Origin of the sequence: Kitasatospora sp. NPDC089509, assembly GCF_044749365.1 — a bacterium.
GTDB lineage: Bacteria > Actinomycetota > Actinomycetes > Streptomycetales > Streptomycetaceae > Kitasatospora.
This window is the reverse complement of record NZ_JBIVHS010000017.1, coordinates 1-17,154: the sequence shown is the minus strand read 5'-3', so window position 1 is coordinate 17,154 and position 17,154 is coordinate 1. Positions and strand designations below refer to the sequence as shown.

General features: G+C 70.2%; 11 protein-coding genes, 2 pseudogenes and 1 CRISPR repeat array (1 of these 14 only partly in view). Of the genes and pseudogenes, 4 read left to right on the top strand and 9 right to left on the bottom strand.

Translation table 11 applies throughout. The features are described 5' to 3' along the window. Window positions 1–1,651: direct repeats of the CRISPR family, unit length 29 nt; unit sequence GTCCTCCCCGCGCAGCCGGGGCTGTTCCG; it reaches 91 nt to the left of the window's first position. Between the two features lie 647 nt (window positions 1,652–2,298). From ACIP4P_RS29345 to ACIP4P_RS29315, 7 genes and pseudogenes are all read right to left on the bottom strand, one after another. Next, entirely contained in the window at window positions 2,299–3,279 is a 981-nt protein-coding gene (locus tag ACIP4P_RS29345; protein WP_400923534.1) for a tyrosine-type recombinase/integrase, read from the bottom strand. A gap of 295 nt (window positions 3,280–3,574) precedes the next feature. After that, window positions 3,575–4,978 (bottom strand): annotated as a pseudogene (locus ACIP4P_RS29340) (UvrD-helicase domain-containing protein); the annotation flags it as partial. A 79-nt stretch (window positions 4,979–5,057) separates the two neighbouring features. Beyond that, entirely contained in the window at window positions 5,058–5,276 is a 219-nt protein-coding gene (locus ACIP4P_RS29335; protein ID WP_400923531.1) for a hypothetical protein, read from the bottom strand. A gap of 608 nt (window positions 5,277–5,884) precedes the next feature. After that, window positions 5,885–6,524, bottom strand: a pseudogene (locus ACIP4P_RS29330) (serine/threonine-protein kinase); the annotation flags it as partial. Window positions 6,525–6,815: 291 nt separating this feature from the next. After that, entirely contained in the window at window positions 6,816–8,954 is a 2,139-nt protein-coding gene (locus ACIP4P_RS29325) for an AIPR family protein (RefSeq protein ID WP_400923528.1), read from the bottom strand. 297 nt (window positions 8,955–9,251) lie between these two features. After that, window positions 9,252–9,686 (bottom strand): PPOX class F420-dependent oxidoreductase, encoded by a 435-nt coding sequence (locus ACIP4P_RS29320; RefSeq protein ID WP_400923526.1) that lies wholly within the window; start codon window positions 9,684–9,686, stop codon window positions 9,252–9,254. Further along, window positions 9,686–10,399 carry a TetR family transcriptional regulator gene (locus ACIP4P_RS29315; protein WP_400923524.1) on the bottom strand — a complete coding sequence of 238 codons (714 nt, stop codon included), beginning with the start codon at window positions 10,397–10,399 and terminating at the stop codon, window positions 9,686–9,688. Before ACIP4P_RS29315 ends, ACIP4P_RS29320 begins: the two co-directional genes overlap by 1 nt. Window positions 10,400–10,508: 109 nt before the next feature. On the opposite strand from ACIP4P_RS29315, the gene ACIP4P_RS29310 reads away from it, so the two are divergent. From ACIP4P_RS29310 to ACIP4P_RS29295, 4 genes are all read left to right on the top strand, one after another. Then, on the top strand, window positions 10,509–11,990 hold the full coding sequence (locus ACIP4P_RS29310) for an MDR family MFS transporter (protein ID WP_400923522.1): 1,482 nt from the start codon (window positions 10,509–10,511) through the stop codon (window positions 11,988–11,990). A gap of 398 nt (window positions 11,991–12,388) precedes the next feature. After that, window positions 12,389–12,664 (top strand): SDR family NAD(P)-dependent oxidoreductase, encoded by a 276-nt coding sequence (locus ACIP4P_RS29305; RefSeq protein WP_400923520.1) that lies wholly within the window; start codon window positions 12,389–12,391, stop codon window positions 12,662–12,664. Between the two features lie 24 nt (window positions 12,665–12,688). Further along, window positions 12,689–13,252, top strand: coding sequence for a dTDP-4-dehydrorhamnose 3,5-epimerase family protein (locus ACIP4P_RS29300; RefSeq protein ID WP_400923518.1), 564 nt, complete (start codon window positions 12,689–12,691; stop codon window positions 13,250–13,252). Window positions 13,253–13,409: 157 nt separating this feature from the next. Beyond that, window positions 13,410–14,459, top strand: coding sequence for a ketoacyl-ACP synthase III family protein (locus tag ACIP4P_RS29295; RefSeq protein WP_400923516.1), 1,050 nt, complete (start codon window positions 13,410–13,412; stop codon window positions 14,457–14,459). Window positions 14,460–14,613: 154 nt separating this feature from the next. Here the strand turns inward: ACIP4P_RS29295 and ACIP4P_RS29290 are convergent, their stop codons facing one another. Both ACIP4P_RS29290 and ACIP4P_RS29285 read right to left on the bottom strand, forming a co-directional pair. Further along, window positions 14,614–15,585, bottom strand: a complete 972-nt coding sequence (locus tag ACIP4P_RS29290; protein ID WP_400923514.1) for a GNAT family N-acetyltransferase — start codon at window positions 15,583–15,585, stop codon at window positions 14,614–14,616. Further along, entirely contained in the window at window positions 15,582–16,937 is a 1,356-nt protein-coding gene (locus ACIP4P_RS29285; protein WP_400923512.1) for an MFS transporter, read from the bottom strand. The genes ACIP4P_RS29290 and ACIP4P_RS29285 overlap by 4 nt, the downstream gene beginning before the upstream one ends. Window positions 16,938–17,154 lie beyond the last annotated feature (217 nt).

Genomic DNA, 17,154 nt, shown 5'->3' with positions numbered 1-17,154 from the left:
AATCCAGAAAAACCGAACCTGAATCCGAAACGTCCTCCCCGCGCAGCCGGGGCTGTTCCGCCCGAGTGGGTGGTCGAGTACCTCCGGCGCGAGTCCTCCCCGCGCAGCCGGGGCTGTTCCGAACAGCCACGTCGTGATGTTCAGCAGGGCCTTGTCCTCCCCGCGCAGCCGGGGCTGTTCCGTAGGCGACTGTGCGGGGCCGGCCACGGTGGGCGTCCTCCCCGCGCAGCCGGGGCTGTTCCGCTCACCCTCGACGCCCCGATGCTGGGCGTGGAGTCCTCCCCGCGCAGGTGGGGCTGTTCCGGCCGCCCGGGTCTACGAGCTCCGCACCATGACGTCCTCCCCGCGCAGCCGGGGCTGCTCCGAACCTTCCGGTCACCCGAGCGCCAGTGGCTATGTCCTCCCCGCGCAGCCGGGGCTGCTCCGGTGTCCACGTCGGCGTCTCCGCCGAGGATTACGTCTTCCCCGCGTAGCCGGGGTTGTTCCGACGAACACCTGCGGGCCCGTCGCCGCGCTGATGTCCTCCCCACGCAGCCGGGGCTGTTCCGGAGCTGACGCACGCCTAGCCGGCCAGTGAGCGGTCCTCCCCGCGCAGACGGGGCTGCCCCGGCGTCCGGGGACGCGGTCCGGAACCCCCGACGCTCTTCCCGCACAGCCGGGGCTGCTCCGGGGACGGCGTGGGAGTCGGCGGTTCGGGACTCATCTCCTCCCCGCGCGGCCGGGGCTGTTCCGCAGTCCGTCCGGCTGTTCTTGCCGCGCGCCGAGTCCTCCCCGCGCGGCCGGGGCTGTTCCGAAGGCGAAGCCGGCCCCTCCCATCGATCTCCAGTCATCCCCGCGCAGCCGGGGCTGCTCCGATCTGGGTGATGATCGAGGCGTTTCGGTCGATCTTCTCCCCGCACGGTCGGGGCTGCTCCGGGCTACGTCCGAGAAAGAGGAGAATGTGTCCCCCAGCGGACGGGGCTGCTCCGAGTTTCCTACCGCAAGCCCGTGTCCTCCCTGCGCAGACGGGGCTGCTCCGAGGCTGACTTCGCCGCCGTACATGTGCCCTCGGTCCTCCCCGCGCAGCCGGGGCTGTTTTGAACCGCGATGGAAAGCTGACCCCTCTGCCGGTCTTCCCCGCACAGCTGGCGTTGTTCCGATCATCAAGGTCCTCGTCGACACCGCCGGCCGAGGGTCTTCCCCGCGGAGCCGGGGCTGTTCCGAACCGTTCTGCCTGGGCGAGATCGCGTTCGGGGTCCTCCCCGCGCAGCCGGGGCTGTTCCGTCGACGTAGATCAGGCCGCCGGTCTGGTTCTCATCCTCCCCGCGCAGCCGGGGCTGCTCCCTTGCCGAAGGTGAAGTAGGGGCCGCTGGTGAGCTCCTCCCCGCGCAGCCGAGGCTGCCCCGGCCTCCGGGATGTTGCCCTCGGTGAACCACTGGTCCTCCCCGCGTAGATGGGGCTGTTCCGGTTTCCTCAGCGGGGCCACCGGCTTTCAGTTGCTCCTCCCCACACAGGCGGGGCTGATCCGCCGTTCGTGGTCCTCGTTTCACCCGTTGCCGACAGCGGAGAGGGCGCTTGAGATGGTCCTCCCCTCACAGTCGGGGCTGCTCCGTCGGTGCCACGCCGGAGGACCGTACGCGCTTGTCCTCCCTGCGCAGCCGGGGCTGGGGGGCGTTGTTGGAGTGCCGTGCCTGGCCATTTTCTTTGCGCAGACGGAACTGCTCCGTTGGCTAAGGCCGTTGGAATGAGCCACAAGGAGGGGAAGATTTGGGGACTTGCCAGGGACCACGTGTCGATCACTATGGTCTCTGAGGCGTCTCTCGGTGAACGAACAGCGCGGGCTGTCCACCGTCTGACGTGCAGCGATGGGTATCGCCGGGCGACTGGGGGTCAAGGGGTCGCAGGTTCAAATCCTGTCGTCCCGACAGTGATGTCGGTTGTGAGAGCGGGTATTTGGGAAACCAGGTGCCCGCTCTTGCTGGTTTTCGGGGCTTGTTTTTGGTCCCGGGTGGTCCCAAGGTGGTCCCCAGGTTTGGCCACGGGTGCGTCGCCACCCGTTGCTCCAGCGGCTGGTATGCGGATTGTTCTTTGATCTCAAGGTGAAGTGCGAGACCTCCTTGCTGTTTTGCTGGAGCGAGGCGTGGTGGCGCACTTGACCTTCGGTCAAGTGCGCCGGGCGTCGGTCAAGTGGGTCAAACTGGTTTATATCGCGGTATTTTTTAAGGCCTTTCTGATGCCTGCTGCTTGCTGTGGAGTGACTCAGGCCGCCTCGAAGCGGCTTGGCGGCGGCCTTTTCGAGGCGGTGGCGGTCACGGTGTGCTACCAGCGGCGGGTGATCTGGCCGTCGCATTGGAGCTTCTCGAGGTGATGAGTGAGGGCTTGGCCGGCTTCCAGGATCCGGAGCACGTCAGGGTGGAAGCAGCGCTGGGTGGTGGTGATGAGTCGGTGTCCCGCGATTTCCATGAGGATGTGCGGTAGGAATCCGGCGTCGGCCATCCAAGTGAGCCCGGTGTAGCGCAGATCGTGGCGTCGTAGGTGCTCGTAGCCGAGGTCGCTGGTGACCTCGTCCCAGTGGGTGGCGTCGCTTAGGACGGCGGTGCTGATGCGACCGCCGCGCGGGCCGGTGTAGAGGCGGGCGTCGGGGTCGCCACGGGTGGCCTGCAGTCGGCGGGCGATGAGCGGACGCGGCGGCTCGATGATCGGGATGAAGCAAGCGATCCGGCCTTTGGTGTGCGTGTCGACCAGACCGCCGGGTGCGGGGGTGGTCTGTCGGCGGCAGGTCAGGAGCCACTTGTCGGTGTCGACGTCGCGGGCCCGAACTCCAGACACTTCTCCGATGCGGGTGGCGGTGCAAGCGCTGTGGACGACGAGGTCGCCCCAGCCGCGGTAGCGGTTGTAGGAGGCGTCGATCAGGGCGTCGGCGAGTCCGATAAGGGCGTCCCAGCCGCGCAGTGCGAGGGTGCGGGGGTCTCGCAATTCGTCCTCGGCCTGCTGGAACTGGTGCTGCCAGCCGGTGATGCGGGCGGGATTGCGATCGAGGACGCCATCCACGATGGCCTGCTCGAAAGTGCGGGAGAGCATGGCGAGGGTGTTCTTGATGGTGGAGCGGCTGCAGCCGTCGGCGATCCAGCCGCGGACTGCAGCGGTGATGAGACTGGTGGCGATCAGGCGCAGGGGGAGGTGCCCGAGCGCGGGCTCGATCCGCAGGTGCCAACCAGCAAGGTAGGGGACGTGCGTGGTGGCTTCCAGGCCGGCCAGGATGGTCGAGAGGCGGAGGTTGACGTAGTCATTCAGCGGCATGGAGGCCAGGGACGGGAGGGCGGGGCTGCCAGTGGCATCAGCCAGGATGGTCAGCCATTGGGTGACCAGTGTCGGGTCGAGCCCATTGTGGACGGCCCCGCCAGGAACCTGGCCCAGGCAAGCGTCTGGGCTGGGGGACCTGGGCGGTCGGCGCGCGGCGGCCGGTGAGCGGCGAAGCGCGGTATTGCGAGCGTGGGGCGCTTGGCGGAGCCGGAAGGTTGGCGGCGGTGATCTCGCTGAACGGATCCGGGGTGGCTGATTCCCAGGGGTACGCGGCGCCGCTGTCCAATCACTCACGCACCTGCTCGACCAGGGCGTCGAGTTCGGCCTCCTCTGTCTTCGCCGGGTGGACGTGCGGTCCGGAGCCGTGCAGGGCAGAGCTGTATCCGATCAGGGTGTCGTGCCCCCCACTGTCGGCCAGTTCGGCGTAGGGGCGGCCGGGCAGGAGTCCCGTCGTCCAGCTCAGGATTTCCTGGGTGGAACGGTGTTTCTTGCGCAGCTTGGTCGAACGGCCGGCGACGTTGATGCCGAGGGACTTCAGTGACACCCGGTTGTCGTAGATCCGCTGGTGCGGGTCGCCTGCGATGAACAGGTCATCGGGGCGCCGCGGGACGGCCGCTCGGAGCATCCGCCACTGGGCGGGGTGGAGGTCCAGGGCGTCGTCGATGACGACGTGCTGGTAGCACGGCCCCTGCGTGGTCAGCAGGTTGGTGGCCTCCACGCAGGTGCCGAGGTAGGTGCGTAGCCCGTCCTCAGCCAGGCGCCGGGTGAACTCCTCCACGGTCCGCCACACCAGCGGCCGGGCGGAGGGCGGCAGCGTGCTGCCGCGGCCCCGGCGTTCGCAGCGTTCGTACTCCTCCCGGCTGCGGATGTCCTGGGCGAGGACGACGTACTTGTACTCCTGGGCCAGGAACTGCGGGGTAGCGGTGAAGCCGGTGGCTGCTGCGGCCCGTTTCCACCGGGCCGTCTCCTCGAACCCGGTGAGCGGCCAACGTGAGGTGTTGACCACGCGCCCGGCGAAGGCGTCGACGGTCACTACGTCCACCCGGTCGCGCAGGTCGGGGTCGTCGACGAGCAGGGAGAGTCCTTCGTTCAGGGAGTCCATGAGGGCGTTGGTGAAGGTGGTGAGCAGGATGCGGTCGCCGTCGCGCAGGTGCCGCACCCGGTGGAGGGCGACGACGGACTTTCCGGTTCCGGGCCCGCCGGTCACCTGCGCGGGGCCGGAGTACGACGGGCGTGGGTGGTCGCGTCGATGCCGAGAGCGGCCATCTCCCCGTTGGAGACCTTGGCGAAGAGCCGCTGCTCCTCCGCGGGCGCGATGCGCTGGTAGGTGGGGGTCAGCTCCTCCAGGGTGGCGATCTCACGGCGCTCCACGGCGCCGGTGACGGCGTTGATGGTCGCTTTCTGCTTTACCGCCCACTCGGTGGCGTCGTCGTGCGGGCCGACCCGGAGCAACACGAAGGTGTCCCCGGTCTCGGGTGCGAGGACCACGCCGCGGTATCCCTGGGGGATCCGGATGGTCCGGATCTGCCGGTCCCTGGCGCCCTTCAGGGATTCCAGCTTCAGGCCCGGGGCCTTGAAGAGTTGGTCGAGGGTGAGCCGCTCGAACTTCTCCAGGCGTCGAACACGCCGTTCCTGACGTGCTTCTCGAGCTTCTCCAGCTGCTGACAGAAGGCCTGTCGAGGGCGAGGCGCGGCATGATGGGATTCTAGGCCGCCGCGGTCCGGCAGCAAGGCCACGATCGTCCGTTCATCGGTTGTCGACCGAGCTTCTGCCGTTCACTCGTTGTCGAGTTCGCGGCGGAGCATGGCCAGGACCTCCGCGGCCTCGGTGGCGACGTCGTGGCGCAGGCCGTGGACGAGCAGGACGTCCTCGTACAGGGCCGCTAGACATGCCCGGGCCTTCTCCGGGCTGCCCTGACTGAGCAACAGCATGCGGATGTCACGGCGCAGTTCCACAGTCGCGTCGCTGACGTCGCTCTCGACGGCCCGTTCCACTTCGAGGACCGCCCGCAGCTCCCCAACGCTTCGGTCACCTTGCCGAGTTCGCCGTGGCAGCGGGCGGCCTGGGCGCGGCAGTCGCGGGCGGCCTCACTGGTCGGCCCGTTGATGCGGCCGTACGCCTCGGTCAGCGCCTCGAACTCGGGCAGCGCCGCCCGATGGTCGCCCGCCAGCTGCCGGCTGACCGCCCGGCGGCGCAACCGGAGGACGGCCTCCCAGGGCTCGCGCCAGCGGCTCGATCATCTCGCCCGCGACCTAGGCAGCCTGCGTGTAGCGCTCCTCCTCCACGAGGGCGATGTAGTGCTCGTCGACCTCCCGCAGCTGCTCCCGCTCGGACGGCGACACCACGTAGCCGTCGACCTGGCCGGGTGCCGCCGCGTCCGGGGCGACACGGAGACGGCCCTCGGTCCGAGCGCGGGGTGCGTAGGGGCGGCAGTAGAGTCAGGTCGGTCCGGCGCTCCGGGCGGCCCGGCCTCCTCGAGGGCGGAGGACTCCCCCGGCACGGGCGGGAAGGGCATCAGCCGCTCGTACACCTCCTGCACGTCCACCGGCCGGTTCTCCGGGGTCTTGCGGAGCAGGTGTAGAACCAGCGCCTCCAACTCCTCCGGCACGTCGGCGCGCAGGCCTCGCAGCGGAGTGGGCGCGGTCCGGACGTGCTGGTCCATCAGCTCGAAGTCACTGTGCGAACTGAACAGCGGCTTGCCGCAGAGGAGTTCGTGGAGTACGCAGCCGATGGCGTAGAGGTCGGTGCGCGGGGTGACCCGGGTACCACGCACCTGCTCGGGTGACATGTACGGGTGCGTCGGTCTGCAGGATCGCCGCGACCCCGAAGTCGAGGACCTTCACCGTGCCATCCCGTGCGACCTGGATGTTGGGCGGCTTGAGGTCGCGGTGCACCACGGGCAGGTCGTGCGCGTAGGACAGCACGGTGGCGACCTGTGTGGCCATCGCCACCGCCCAGCTGACGGGAAGGGGCCGCTCCTCATGCACGTACCGGGTGAGGGGGACGTCCTCCACCAGCTCCATGACCAGGAACAGGTGCTCGTAGGTGCTGTCGAGGACGGCGTCGTACACCTGCGGCACGCCCGGGTGCTGGATGCGGGCGGTGATCCGTGCTTCGCGGCGGAAGCGTCTTTCGAGCTCCTCGGCCAGTCGGGGCGTGGCGGCGACGGCCTGTGGCCGGATCCGCTTCACAGCGACCGGTCGGTCCAGTACGGCGTCGTAGCCCCGCCACACATCGCCCATGCCGCCGTTGCCGAGGTGCTCCAGCAACTGGTAGCGGCCCGCGATCGGTTTGTCCGGTACCTGTCCCCGCCCCGCGTCCCGCACTTGCGCTCGCTCTTCTCTCTGAGCCATGTCCGTCGCAGTGAGTTTCTCCGGAAGAGATCACTGCGTCCAGCCGACGGCCGAGAGGAAGCCGCGGACGGCGCGTATTGCGCCACTCCGAGTACTGGACCGGTCCCCACGCGGGCTCAGCCTTCTCGGCGTCACCAAGTGAGCTGTCGTGCCGCAGTTCGCGCCACGGCACGTGCGTGCTCACTCCTGTTCGGTCTGCTCATCGTGCAGTGCTCGTGCAAGATCGGAAAGAGTGTCGTCCGTACCGTCCAGCGTCCACCGTGCTGGCCCTTGCACTGCCACGGGGGCTTCCTGCCAGCCGGCGAGTTCGTAAAGGTTGAGGACCAGTCGGGTCGGCGAATACGCCTTCCCGTCGACCGCCCATACGAGGCACCGTGTGCGGTCGTTCACCCAGGATGCTTCACCGCGTCGTGGGTCCTCCGCGAGCCAGGGGGTGAGTGCCTCGATCTCGGGCTTGTTCCACAAACGTAGCCGGACAGGCGTCCCGTTCTTGATCCTTCCGTTGTCCACGAGGGTCGGCACGGCGTTGGGCCTACGTGGCCTGCGCTTGCTCTCCTTGGTGGCCTTGTAGATCGCCGGCAGGTCGGGGATGACTCCCTCGCGTTCGGCGTCGCGCAGCACCAGTTCCGCAAGCCGCTTGCAGCGCCCGGCGTCAGTCAGTGTCCCACTTAGGAAGGAGGTGGGTCCGTACTCGGCGTCGATGTGGTGGATCAACCAGGACAGGACCCGATTGGTGAGTGCAGGTACCTCCTTCAGTGCCGTGTTCCAGTCGAAATCCGGATCGTCGATGCGATCCTGATCGAGAAGCTGAAAGACCAGATGGGTGAGGAGCAGGTCGCCCCGCTGACTCACGTCGACGGCGCGCTTCTGGAACCGCTTCCGTTCCTCGTTGAGAGCAGTACCCACGGCGCGGTGCACCAGCACCGAGCGCCAGATCTGGAAGGCGCTGGGGCGCTCTCCGAAGAGGCGGGGATATGCGCCTCTGCTGCCACGTTCCCATAGGAGGTCCGTGTCCCGCTTTGCACGCACGGCGAGCTCGGTGTTGCGATGCGCACAAGCCAGGGCAATGGCGGCGTGCACGACCGAACAACCCTCGTCCGGCGCCGGGTCGGGCTCACCGCGCTTGAACACGTAGGACTTCTGAAGCGACAGCATGAAGTCTTCGCGGATCATCGCCTGTACCTCGTCCAAGGCGATGAAGTCGCGCTGCTCCACGTGGTTCTGCGTATTGGTCGTCTCCGTGATGCGCCGTGCGAGGTCCGGCACGTCCTTGTCGACAACGATCACCTTGACCGTGACCTCGGCGTCCTCTACCGCTTGGTGGGACGCTTCCATCGCGCGATGTGCCGCCGCGACGGTTTGTGCGCCGTTCACGACGCTGACGCCCGAGGCATGCAAGTGCACTGGCTCGTCCGGACGGCGGCGTCCTGGCCACTCCTCTTCGAGGCGATCGCACAGCACTGTCACCCCGTTGTTGAAGAGCCAGAAGTTCTCCGGCTCATTCATCAGAGTGTTCAACATTCCGGAGTTGACTCGCGTAGTACCGAGGGACTGGCGCAAGTTCTGCTCGTACAACCGGCTTTCATGCGCCTGGTACCACTCAGCCACATTGCTGGCCGGAACCGTGCCCTGGTAAGCGGTGAGTGGTGTGTTCCGCCGGAGCCAGTTCGTCATCCGCACGGTCACCCGCACAGGCTCAGGCGCGAGATCGCCACGGATCTGTCGGAGGAGGTCCGCAGCGTGGACTACGCGGTACTCAAGAACCGGTCCGAGGCCGTTGAACTCGTTCCGAGCGTCTTCGAGAACGTTGACGACTTCCGTGCTGAGGGTCCCCACACCCATGACAGCGATCACCAGAGTCACCTTCAGCCGGGCGTCGTGCATCGCTGCGTTGACACGAGCGGCGATCGGTTCCAGGCGGTCGTTGAATCGGTCGAAACTTCGCTGCTCGATGAGGCGGAGACCAGCGATGAGCTTGTGGGCCGCGTTGGTGTCGAGCTTGCCCTTGCCCTCGTCACTCCACTTGGCTTGAACGAGCCAGACTTCCTGTGTGCTCTCGGTGACCGCTACGCCGTCGATGCCTTGATCGTCTTCGCCATCGATGACGGAGGCGCCAGCGGTCGCGTGATCGCAGCCGGTCACTTCGCGCACGGCAGCCGCCGTCAACGCACGGGAGAGGAAACGCTGTTCGTAACCCTGCTGGTCGTAGCCTTTCAGGTCCTCGTCGTAGATGAGCCCCTCGTACTGCTGCAGAAGCGCGGCGCGGATCTGGTGGATGCGGATAGGAGCGGTTGCGGCCCTGCGTTCTGCTTCTTCCAACTTCTCCCCCAGCGCTGTGACCTGCGTTTCCTGACGCAGTCTAGGTCTTTCCCGACGGTCCCCAGGCGAAGTTGGTGGATGTTGAAGTGCTCCAGGAGGGGTGGAGACCCACCGATCATCAGATGCGGCATGGTCGGCGGACCCGGCCATGCCCGTCAGGCGAGGCTGCGGTCCGACACCGATGATGCCGGACCGCAACTCGTCAGAAGTCGTCCAGCCCCTCCTCGCGGCGGATCACCCGCCAGGCGGCGCGGCGCGTACTGCGGTCGAGGTTGGACTTGAAGTCCCGCCTGCGCCCTATCGGGGGGCCGATGGCACGTCGCGGGCGTCGACCCCGGGGGCGGCCGGGGCGAGGTTCCAGGCGATCACCCGGACGGGGTGGATGCGGATCAGCTCGCCGCTGAAGTACGGGTTCGGCGGCGTCTCGTCGTACCGGGCCTCGGAGTGGCCGCGGATCTCGATGCCCCGGCCGCGGAAGGGGGAGGTGGTGCTGCTCTCCGGCGCGTGGTCGTCGACGACGAAGGAGACCAACGGGTTGGCCGCCACGTTGCGGGACTTCCGGCTGGCGGCGAGTTTGAGGCCGCCGATGTCGACGGTGCCGGTGGCCGGGTCGAGGGAGAAGCTGACCGGCCGGTTCTGCGGCTCGCCGGAGGGGCCGACGGTGGCCAGTCGGCCGTGTCCCTGGGCGGCCAGGTAGCACAGTTCGATCTCGCTGGACGGATTGGTCGTCATCACGGCGTCCGATTGTCGGTTTCGGTGGCGGACCGGGTGGTTGCGGTGGGTTCGGCGCCGACGTGTGCCTGGTCGCCGAGGCGGCGGATGAGCCGGCGCAGCTGCTCGCCGTAGTGGCGCTCGAACTCGGGGTCGTCCGGGGCGTGGCCGCTGATCTCGCGGGCGGCCTGCGGGAGCATCACGGGGGCCAGGATCATGCCCATGACGGCGAGTCGGACGAACCCCGGGTCGAGCTCGGCGGCGATCTCACCGCGGGCCTGGGCCTGGCGCAGGTTGGCCAGGTCCTGGGTGAGGGTGGCGTCGTCGTGGACCTCGTCGGCGGCCGAGCCGTCGCCGGTCAGGCCGCGCCAGACCATCAGCCGGGCCGGCCTCGGGTCCGCGAGCCCCGCGTGGAGGTAGCGGGCGGCGACCTCCTCCAGGGGCAGGTCGGGATCGGCGAAGACCGCCTCGCTCTCCGTCCAGCTGCGCTGCAGCTCGCGGTAGAGCCCCTCCTTCCCCCCGAAGTAGTAGTTGATCAGCTGCTTGTTGACGCCCGCGTTGGTCGCGATGTCCTGGACGCGGGCGCCGGCGAAGCCCTTGGTGGCGAACTCGTCGAGCGCGGCGCTCAGCAGGGCCTGGCGGGAGCGGTCGGCGTCCCGTCGGCGCTCCTCGGGGGTGGGGGACCGTCGGGGATGTCGCCGCTTGCTCTCCACGTCGGTCGATGGCTCGGTCATGGCGGCAGTCTACACCGGCATCACCTCGATGTATGACTGCATCATCTGGTTGGACGAGTTAGTCATCCAATTGGTTGACAGAAGCGAACCATCGGTTGAGAGTGCTTCCGTGAAAGCATCCAAGAACGCCTCAGCGCCCGTGGTGGAGAATCCGGGACTGACGCCGGAGACCCGGCGGGTAGTCGTCGTCGTGCTGGTCGGCGCCGTCCTGGCCTTCCTCGACGCCACGATCGTCAACGTCGCCCTCAAGTCCCTCGCGACTGCGCTGGACTCGTCACTGGACGCCGTCCAGTGGGTGGTCACCGCCTATCTGCTGGCCCAGGCCGCCGTCCTGCCGGTGACCGGGTGGGCCGCCCGCCGGGTCGGAGCCCGGCGCCTGTACATCGCCTCGCTGCTGCTCTTCACGCTGGCCTCGATCGTCTGCGGCCTGGTCGACGACGTCGGCGCGCTGATCGCGGCCCGGGCCGTCCAGGGCATCGGCGGCGGCATGATGATCCCCGCCGGTCAGATGATCCTGGTGCGCACCGCCGGTCAGGCGGGCCTGGCCCGGGTCATGGGCGCGGTGGGCATCCCGATGGTGCTGACCCCGGTCATCGGGCCCACCGTCGGCGGCCTGCTGGTCGACCACGCGGGCTGGCAGTGGATCTTCCTGATCAACGCGCCGCTCGGCGCGGTCGGGCTGTTCCTGGCCGCCCGGCTGCTCCCGCCGGACCCGGCGGGCGAGGAGGCCGGGCCGCTCGACCTGCCCGGGCTGCTCCTGGTCGGCCTCGGCATGGTCGGGATCACCTACGGCCTGTCGGAGGCCGGGAGCGCCGGCCTGACCTCGGTCGAGGTCCTGGTCCCGCTGCTGGTCGGCCTGGTGCTCACCGGCGGGTTCGTGCTGCGCTCGCTGCGAGTGCCGCACCCGCTGCTGGACATGAGGCTCTACCGCAGCCAGTTGTTCGGCTCGGCCTCGGTCGTCACCTTCATGTTCGGTGCGGCCACCTACGGCGGCATGATCCTGATGCCGCTCTTCTACCAGGTGGTCAAGCACGAGGACGCCTCGCACACCGGCCTGCTGCTCGCACCGCAGGGCCTCGGCGCGGCGGTCGCGATGGGCATGTCCAGCCGGCTGTTCGAGAAGATCGGCAGCGTCACCTGCGTGATCGGCGCGGCGGTCAGCGTGGTGGCGACCCTGCCCTTCGTGCTGATCTCCGACGGCACCTCGTACTGGCTGCTCGGAGTGGCGATGGTGGTCCGCGGCCTCGGCATCGGACTGTCCGTGATGCCCGCGATGACCGCGGCCTTCCGCGCCATCGACCCGGCGAAGATCAACGACGCCACCCCGCAGCTCAACGTGATGCAGCGGATCGGCGGCTCGGTGGGCACCGCGGTGTTCGTGGTCGTGCTGCAGCGGCGACTCTCCGGCGAGACCCGGCCGGCCGCGCAGGCGAGCGCCTTCGGTGACACCTTCTGGTGGGTCTTCGGCACCGCGGTGCCGGCCGTGCTGCCGACCCTGCTGATGGCGGCCGTCGAGCGCCGCCACCGGCAGGACCGGCCGCCCGGCGAACCCTCGTCCCGAGCACTCGTGGACGAGGGCGAGCCGGTCTGAACCACCCGTCAGGCGCGTTCCGGGGACGGGCCCCGCCGTTTCCCGGTGCGCGGCCGGACAATCTACGGCCGGGGGCCTTGAGGGAAAAGGCTTCGCGCTGTGGCGAAGGTCATCGTGCCGGTGGCCGGACGCGGTGGTCAGGGCCGCGTCCGCCGGGCTGATCGACCACGTGGGGTGACCTGCCGGTCTGTCCGGGGGTGTGCACGGAATTGACATTCCCCTTGCATTCCCCGGGAATTCGTAAGGAATCGACCGGGAAAGATTGACCCGTATCTCACGCGATCGCCCTTGAATTCCGGATGCGAGGTGAAGAAACTCAATACCGGTCTCCGAGGAACTGCGCTCAGGGCGCGGTGGCGCCGGTGGCGGTGCCGGGTCGAGGCGGGGAGAGGGAGCGTATGAGCGCATTGTCCGGGCGGACCGCATGGGTGACGGGCGCCAGCCGGGGAATCGGACGGGCCGTCGCGCGGCGAACGGCCCGCAGCGGAGCACCGGCCGCGGTCCACTGCGCCTGGGGCGCCCAGGAGGCCCGGGAGACCGTCGAGTTGATCGGGAAGGACGGCGGCCGGGCGTTCGCCGTCCAGGCCGAATTCGGAGTTCCCGACATCCTGGTGAACGGTGCCGGGATCGCCGGGGCCTTCGTCGACGCCACCGGCGGAACCCTGCGCGGCTGAGCCCGAGCGGAGGCGGAGGCCGTCATGGACATCAGAGAGACCGGAATCCCGGGCGCGTTCGTCGTGACGCCCGAACAACTGCCGGACGAGCGCGGGAACTTCTACGAGGCGATGCACTCGGACCGGTTCGCCGGGGCGCTCGGCCGGCCCTTCGAACCGAGGCGGATCAACTTCGCGGTGTCGCGCCGCAACACCCTGCGCGGCCTGCACAGCGTGGCCGGTCCGCAGGGGCAGGACACGTTCGTCACCTGCGTGCGCGGGGCACTGCGCGCCTTCCTGGCCGACCTGCGGCTGGGGTCACCGGCCTTCGGGCTCGTGGTGGGACACGAACTGGACGCCGACTCCGGGGTGTCGGTGTTCGTGCCGGAAGGGGTCGCCCACGGGTTGCTGACCCTCACCGACGAGGCCTGCGTCTGTTACGTGCTCTCCACGGCGCACGGGACGGGCACCCAGGTGGACATCGACCCGCTGGACCCGGTGCTGGCGATCGACTGGGGCTTCACCGAGCCACCGCTGATGTCCGCCGGGGACTCCGGGGCGATGAGCCTGCGCGAGGCCGTCGCGAGCAGGGTCCTGACCTCGTGGTGACCCGCGGCCGTCGGACGCCGCGGACCGGTGCCGCGAACCGCCGAACACACCCGGACCGGCCGAAGTCCTGCCCGGACTGAACGATCTGACGAGGCGTCACCGTACTTATTGGGCTCGTGCGAAACCGGGACCGTCGGGTCCGGAACAGAGGAGAGACATGCGCTGGGAGAACGTCAACATCAGCTCCGCCGCCGCCTGGCTGGGCAGGTTCGAGGATGTCAGAACCGCCGTGGAGCAGGGCCGTTACGGCGCCGAGGTGGCCGAGGCGGAAGGCTACCTCGGGGTACGGGTCACCGACACCGGGTCCCCCGCGGACATGGCGGTGACCGCCGGCCGTACCGCGCTCTCCCGGGTCCCGGACCAGATACCGCACGTCGAACTGCTGATGCACGCGAGCTTCGGCTTCCAGGGCATCGACTACTGGAGCCCGGCTGCCTACATCGAGCAGCGGACCGTCGGCGGGTCGGCCTCGGCCATGGAGGTCAAGCAGGCCTCCACCGGCGGCCTGGCCGCCCTGCACCTCGCCGCGGCCCATGTCACCGCGGGCTCGCCGACCTCGTCGGTCCTGGTCACCACGGCCGACGCCTACCGCCTGCCGGTCTTCGAGCGCTACGGATCGGACGACGGGGTGCTGCGGGCCGACGGCGCCAGCGCCCTGGTGGTCACCCGTCAGGAGGGCGTGGCCCGGGTCCTGTCCACCGTGCTCTGCGGAGACACCACCCACGAGGGGATCCACCGCGGCGACGAGCAGTGGAGCGACGTGGCCGGCAGCAGCGGCTGGCCGGTGGACGTGCGCCAGCGCAAGCAGCAGTACTTCGACCGCACCGGGCTGGCCGGCCGGGACGTCGGCATGACGCTGATCCAGGGCGCCCAGAAGGCACTGCACCAGGCCCTGGACGAGGCCGGCACGCGGCCGGACGAGATCGCCCGGTTCGTCTTCCCCAACCTCGGCCTCCCGGCGCAGCGGATGATGTACCAGTGGGAGGCCAACGGGATCGACGAGTCCCGCACCACCTGGGGCTGGGGGCGCGGGGTGGGACACATCGCGGCCGGCGACCAGGCCGCGGGCCTGGCCCACCTGCTGGAGACCCGCGCCGTGCGGGTCGGTGACCGGGTCGTCCTCTGCGGCACGGGCAGCGGATTCAGTTTCGCCGCCGCGGTGCTGGAGATCACCGCCGTCCCGGACTGGTCCGTCAGCTCGGACTGATCCGCCGGCGTGGCCCGACCCGGGCGGCGCCACCCACCTTCAGCAGAACCGGTACGCCCCGACGGGGCGCACCGGTTCTGCTGTTCTTCCCGCACCCGAGAAGGAGAACAGGCCCGGAGGAAGCAGGGTTCGGGTCAAGGCGGGGCAGGGCGGGTCAGTGCGGGGAGAGGACCAGCCGGCGGGCGTTGTTGTGGTAGCCGAGGCGCGTGAAGGCGGCCGCCATGGGGGTGTTGGTGAGGTCGGTGTCGGCCAGGATGCGGGTGGGGGTGTCGGTGGCGGCGGGGTCGGCGGCGAGGACGCGGGTGATCTCGCCGAGGATGTCGTCGGCGTAGTGGCGGCCGCGGTGCTCCGGGAGGACGCCGAGGTAGCCGACCACGGGGGCGCTGTGGTTGCGGGAGGGGATGCCGAAGCCGACCGGTTCGCCGTCGGGGGTGCGGGCCACCCGCCACCAGGAGCGGTCGCCGCGCATGGTGTCGCGGTAGAAGGCGACGTCGGCGCGGGCCTGGGCCTCGGCGCCGAGCCGCTCGGACTCCTTGCGGGTGTCGGCGTCCAGGGTGTCGACCAGGGCGCGGCGGAACAGGTCGACGAAGACCTCGTCGTCGGGCTCGGGCTGGAGGAGGAGGCGGCCGGACGGCTCCGGGAGGCCGGCCTCGGGCGTCCACTCGAAGCGCAGGCGTTCCAGGCTCACCGGCAGGCCGGCCCGGCGGGCCGCGTCCTGGCGCCAGGCCACCGCCGCGACCGTCTCGGGGCGGTCGCGCCAGTCGCCGGGCAGGGACAGGTGGTACTCGGGGGCGGCGTCCGCGCCGGCCGCGGCGTAGTCGGCGTGGGCGGCGGTGAGCACGGCCGCGGCCAGCTCGGTGCGGTCGGCGGCGGAGCGCACCGAGTCGTGGACGAAGACGCCGTCGAGGGCGGAGGGCAGGGCGTCGGCCGGGTCGCCCCACCAGACGGCGAGGGCGAGCGGGGTGCCGTCGGCGGCCTCCTGTGCGATCCAGGTCCACGCGGGGCGGTACTGGCCGTCGGCGAGCCGGGACCGGTAGGTGTCGGCGGTCAGGGCCGCGCCGGGGTCGGGGGCGATCAGCGGGAGGACGCGGTCGAGCTCGGACGCGGTGGTCGGACGGGTGATCATATGGGCTCCGGATCGGTGGAGTTGGCGGAAATCCTGGTCGATGGCGTTCTATCGCACACGATCGGGTCGGCCGGTGGCAAGGGCTCGACGGTGTGACGGCGTCCGAGCAGGCCGACGACGGCGAGGAACAGGCCGGTGAGGCAGAGCAGCAGGGCGCTGCCGCGGTCCCGGGCGGTGCCGAGCAGCCGGCCGACGGTGGAGCCGAGCGGGCCGTCGGGGGCGACCAGCGGTTCGCAGACCCGGGAGGCGAGCGGCCCGGCCAGCAGGTAGCCGAGCAGGGTGCCGCCCTGGGTGAACATCCGGCGCAGGGCGAACACCCGGCCCTGGGCCTCGGGGGCGACCGCGGCCTGCCAGAGCACCTGGGCGCAGCTCGACACCACCGGGAGGCCCAGGAAGAAGGTGAAGGCGGCCGCCGCCAGTGCGGCCGGCCGGGGGTGGAGGCCCGCGGCCAGGACCGCGACGCCGCTGAGGACGGTGGCCCCGGTGACCCAGGCCAGCGGGCGGCGCGGACCGGACCAGATCGACATGGCGACGCTGCCGAACGCCAGGCCCAGACCGCCGGAGGTGCTGACCATGGCGACGGCGGCGTTCTGCTCGGAGGCAGGCGTGCCGGACAGCACCAGGGGGAGCAGCAGGGCGGTGGCGGCGGCCTCGGCCCCGTTGAGCACGGTGACCACCCGGAGCAGGTGCCGTAGGCCGGGTTGGCCGGTGAGGACCCGGCGGCCCTCGGCCAACTCGGCGCGCCAGCCCAGGCGTTCACCGGGACGGTCGGTCTCCCGGCGCGGTCGGCCGGGCGGTTCGGGGAAGCGGGCGACCAGCAGGGTGAGCAGGCCCAGCGCGAAGGAGACCACGTCGACTACCAGGACGGCGCGCAGTCCGCCCGCGCCGAGCAGGACGGCGGCGAGCATCGGGCCGAGCAACTGGGCGGCGGCCAGGGCGGTCTGGGTCATCGCGCCGGCCCGGCCGCGCTGTTCGGGCCGGACCATGCCGGTGACGGCGGCGGCGAGTGCGGGCCACTGGAAGGCGGCGCACAGGGACTCCACGACGGTGGTGGCGTACACCTGCCAGACGGCCAGGTGGCCGGTCAGCTCGGCGGCGGTCAGTGCGACGGCGGTGAGCATGGCCGCGGTGTCCGCGCAGAGCAGGACGGTGCGGCGGCGGTGCCGGTCGACGAGGACGCCGGCGGCGGGGGCGGCCAGCATGCCGGGGGCGAAGCCCAGCAGCAGGCCGGTGGCGAACTGGGTGACGGAGCCGGTCTGTTGGTAGATCCACAGGCCGAGGGCGAAGCCGGAGATGCCGGAGCCGAGGGCGGTGAGCAGGCGTCCGGCCCAGACGATCAGGAAGGTGGTCACGGCGCCTCCGGAGGGGGTGGGAGAGGGGTGGTTGGCAGGTGCATGGCATGGCTCCGGTGGCGGCGAGGTGATGGCGGGGCGGCGGCGAGGGGCGGCGGCTGCCGGGGTGGGGGGGGCGGGGGGGGGCCCCCCCCCCCCCGGGGGCCGGGCCCCCCCCGGGGGGGGGCCCGCCCGGGCCCCACAAGTGCCCCGCCCCCGGCGGGGGGGAGAGGCGGTG

Bases quoted from the DNA above. Each gene is read 5' to 3' on its own strand.
- ACIP4P_RS29305 (WP_400923520.1), top strand. From the start codon at position 12,389: ATGAGCGCATTGTCCGGGCGGACCGCATGGGTGACGGGCGCCAGCCGG.
- ACIP4P_RS29300 (WP_400923518.1), top strand. From the start codon at position 12,689: ATGGACATCAGAGAGACCGGAATCCCGGGCGCGTTCGTCGTGACGCCC.
- ACIP4P_RS29320 (WP_400923526.1), bottom strand. From the start codon at position 9,686: ATGACGACCAATCCGTCCAGCGAGATCGAACTGTGCTACCTGGCCGCC.
- ACIP4P_RS29315 (WP_400923524.1), bottom strand. From the start codon at position 10,399: ATGACCGAGCCATCGACCGACGTGGAGAGCAAGCGGCGACATCCCCGA.
- ACIP4P_RS29345 (WP_400923534.1), bottom strand. From the start codon at position 3,279: ATGCCGCTGAATGACTACGTCAACCTCCGCCTCTCGACCATCCTGGCC.
- ACIP4P_RS29295 (WP_400923516.1), top strand. From the start codon at position 13,410: ATGCGCTGGGAGAACGTCAACATCAGCTCCGCCGCCGCCTGGCTGGGC.
- ACIP4P_RS29290 (WP_400923514.1), bottom strand. From the start codon at position 15,585: ATGATCACCCGTCCGACCACCGCGTCCGAGCTCGACCGCGTCCTCCCG.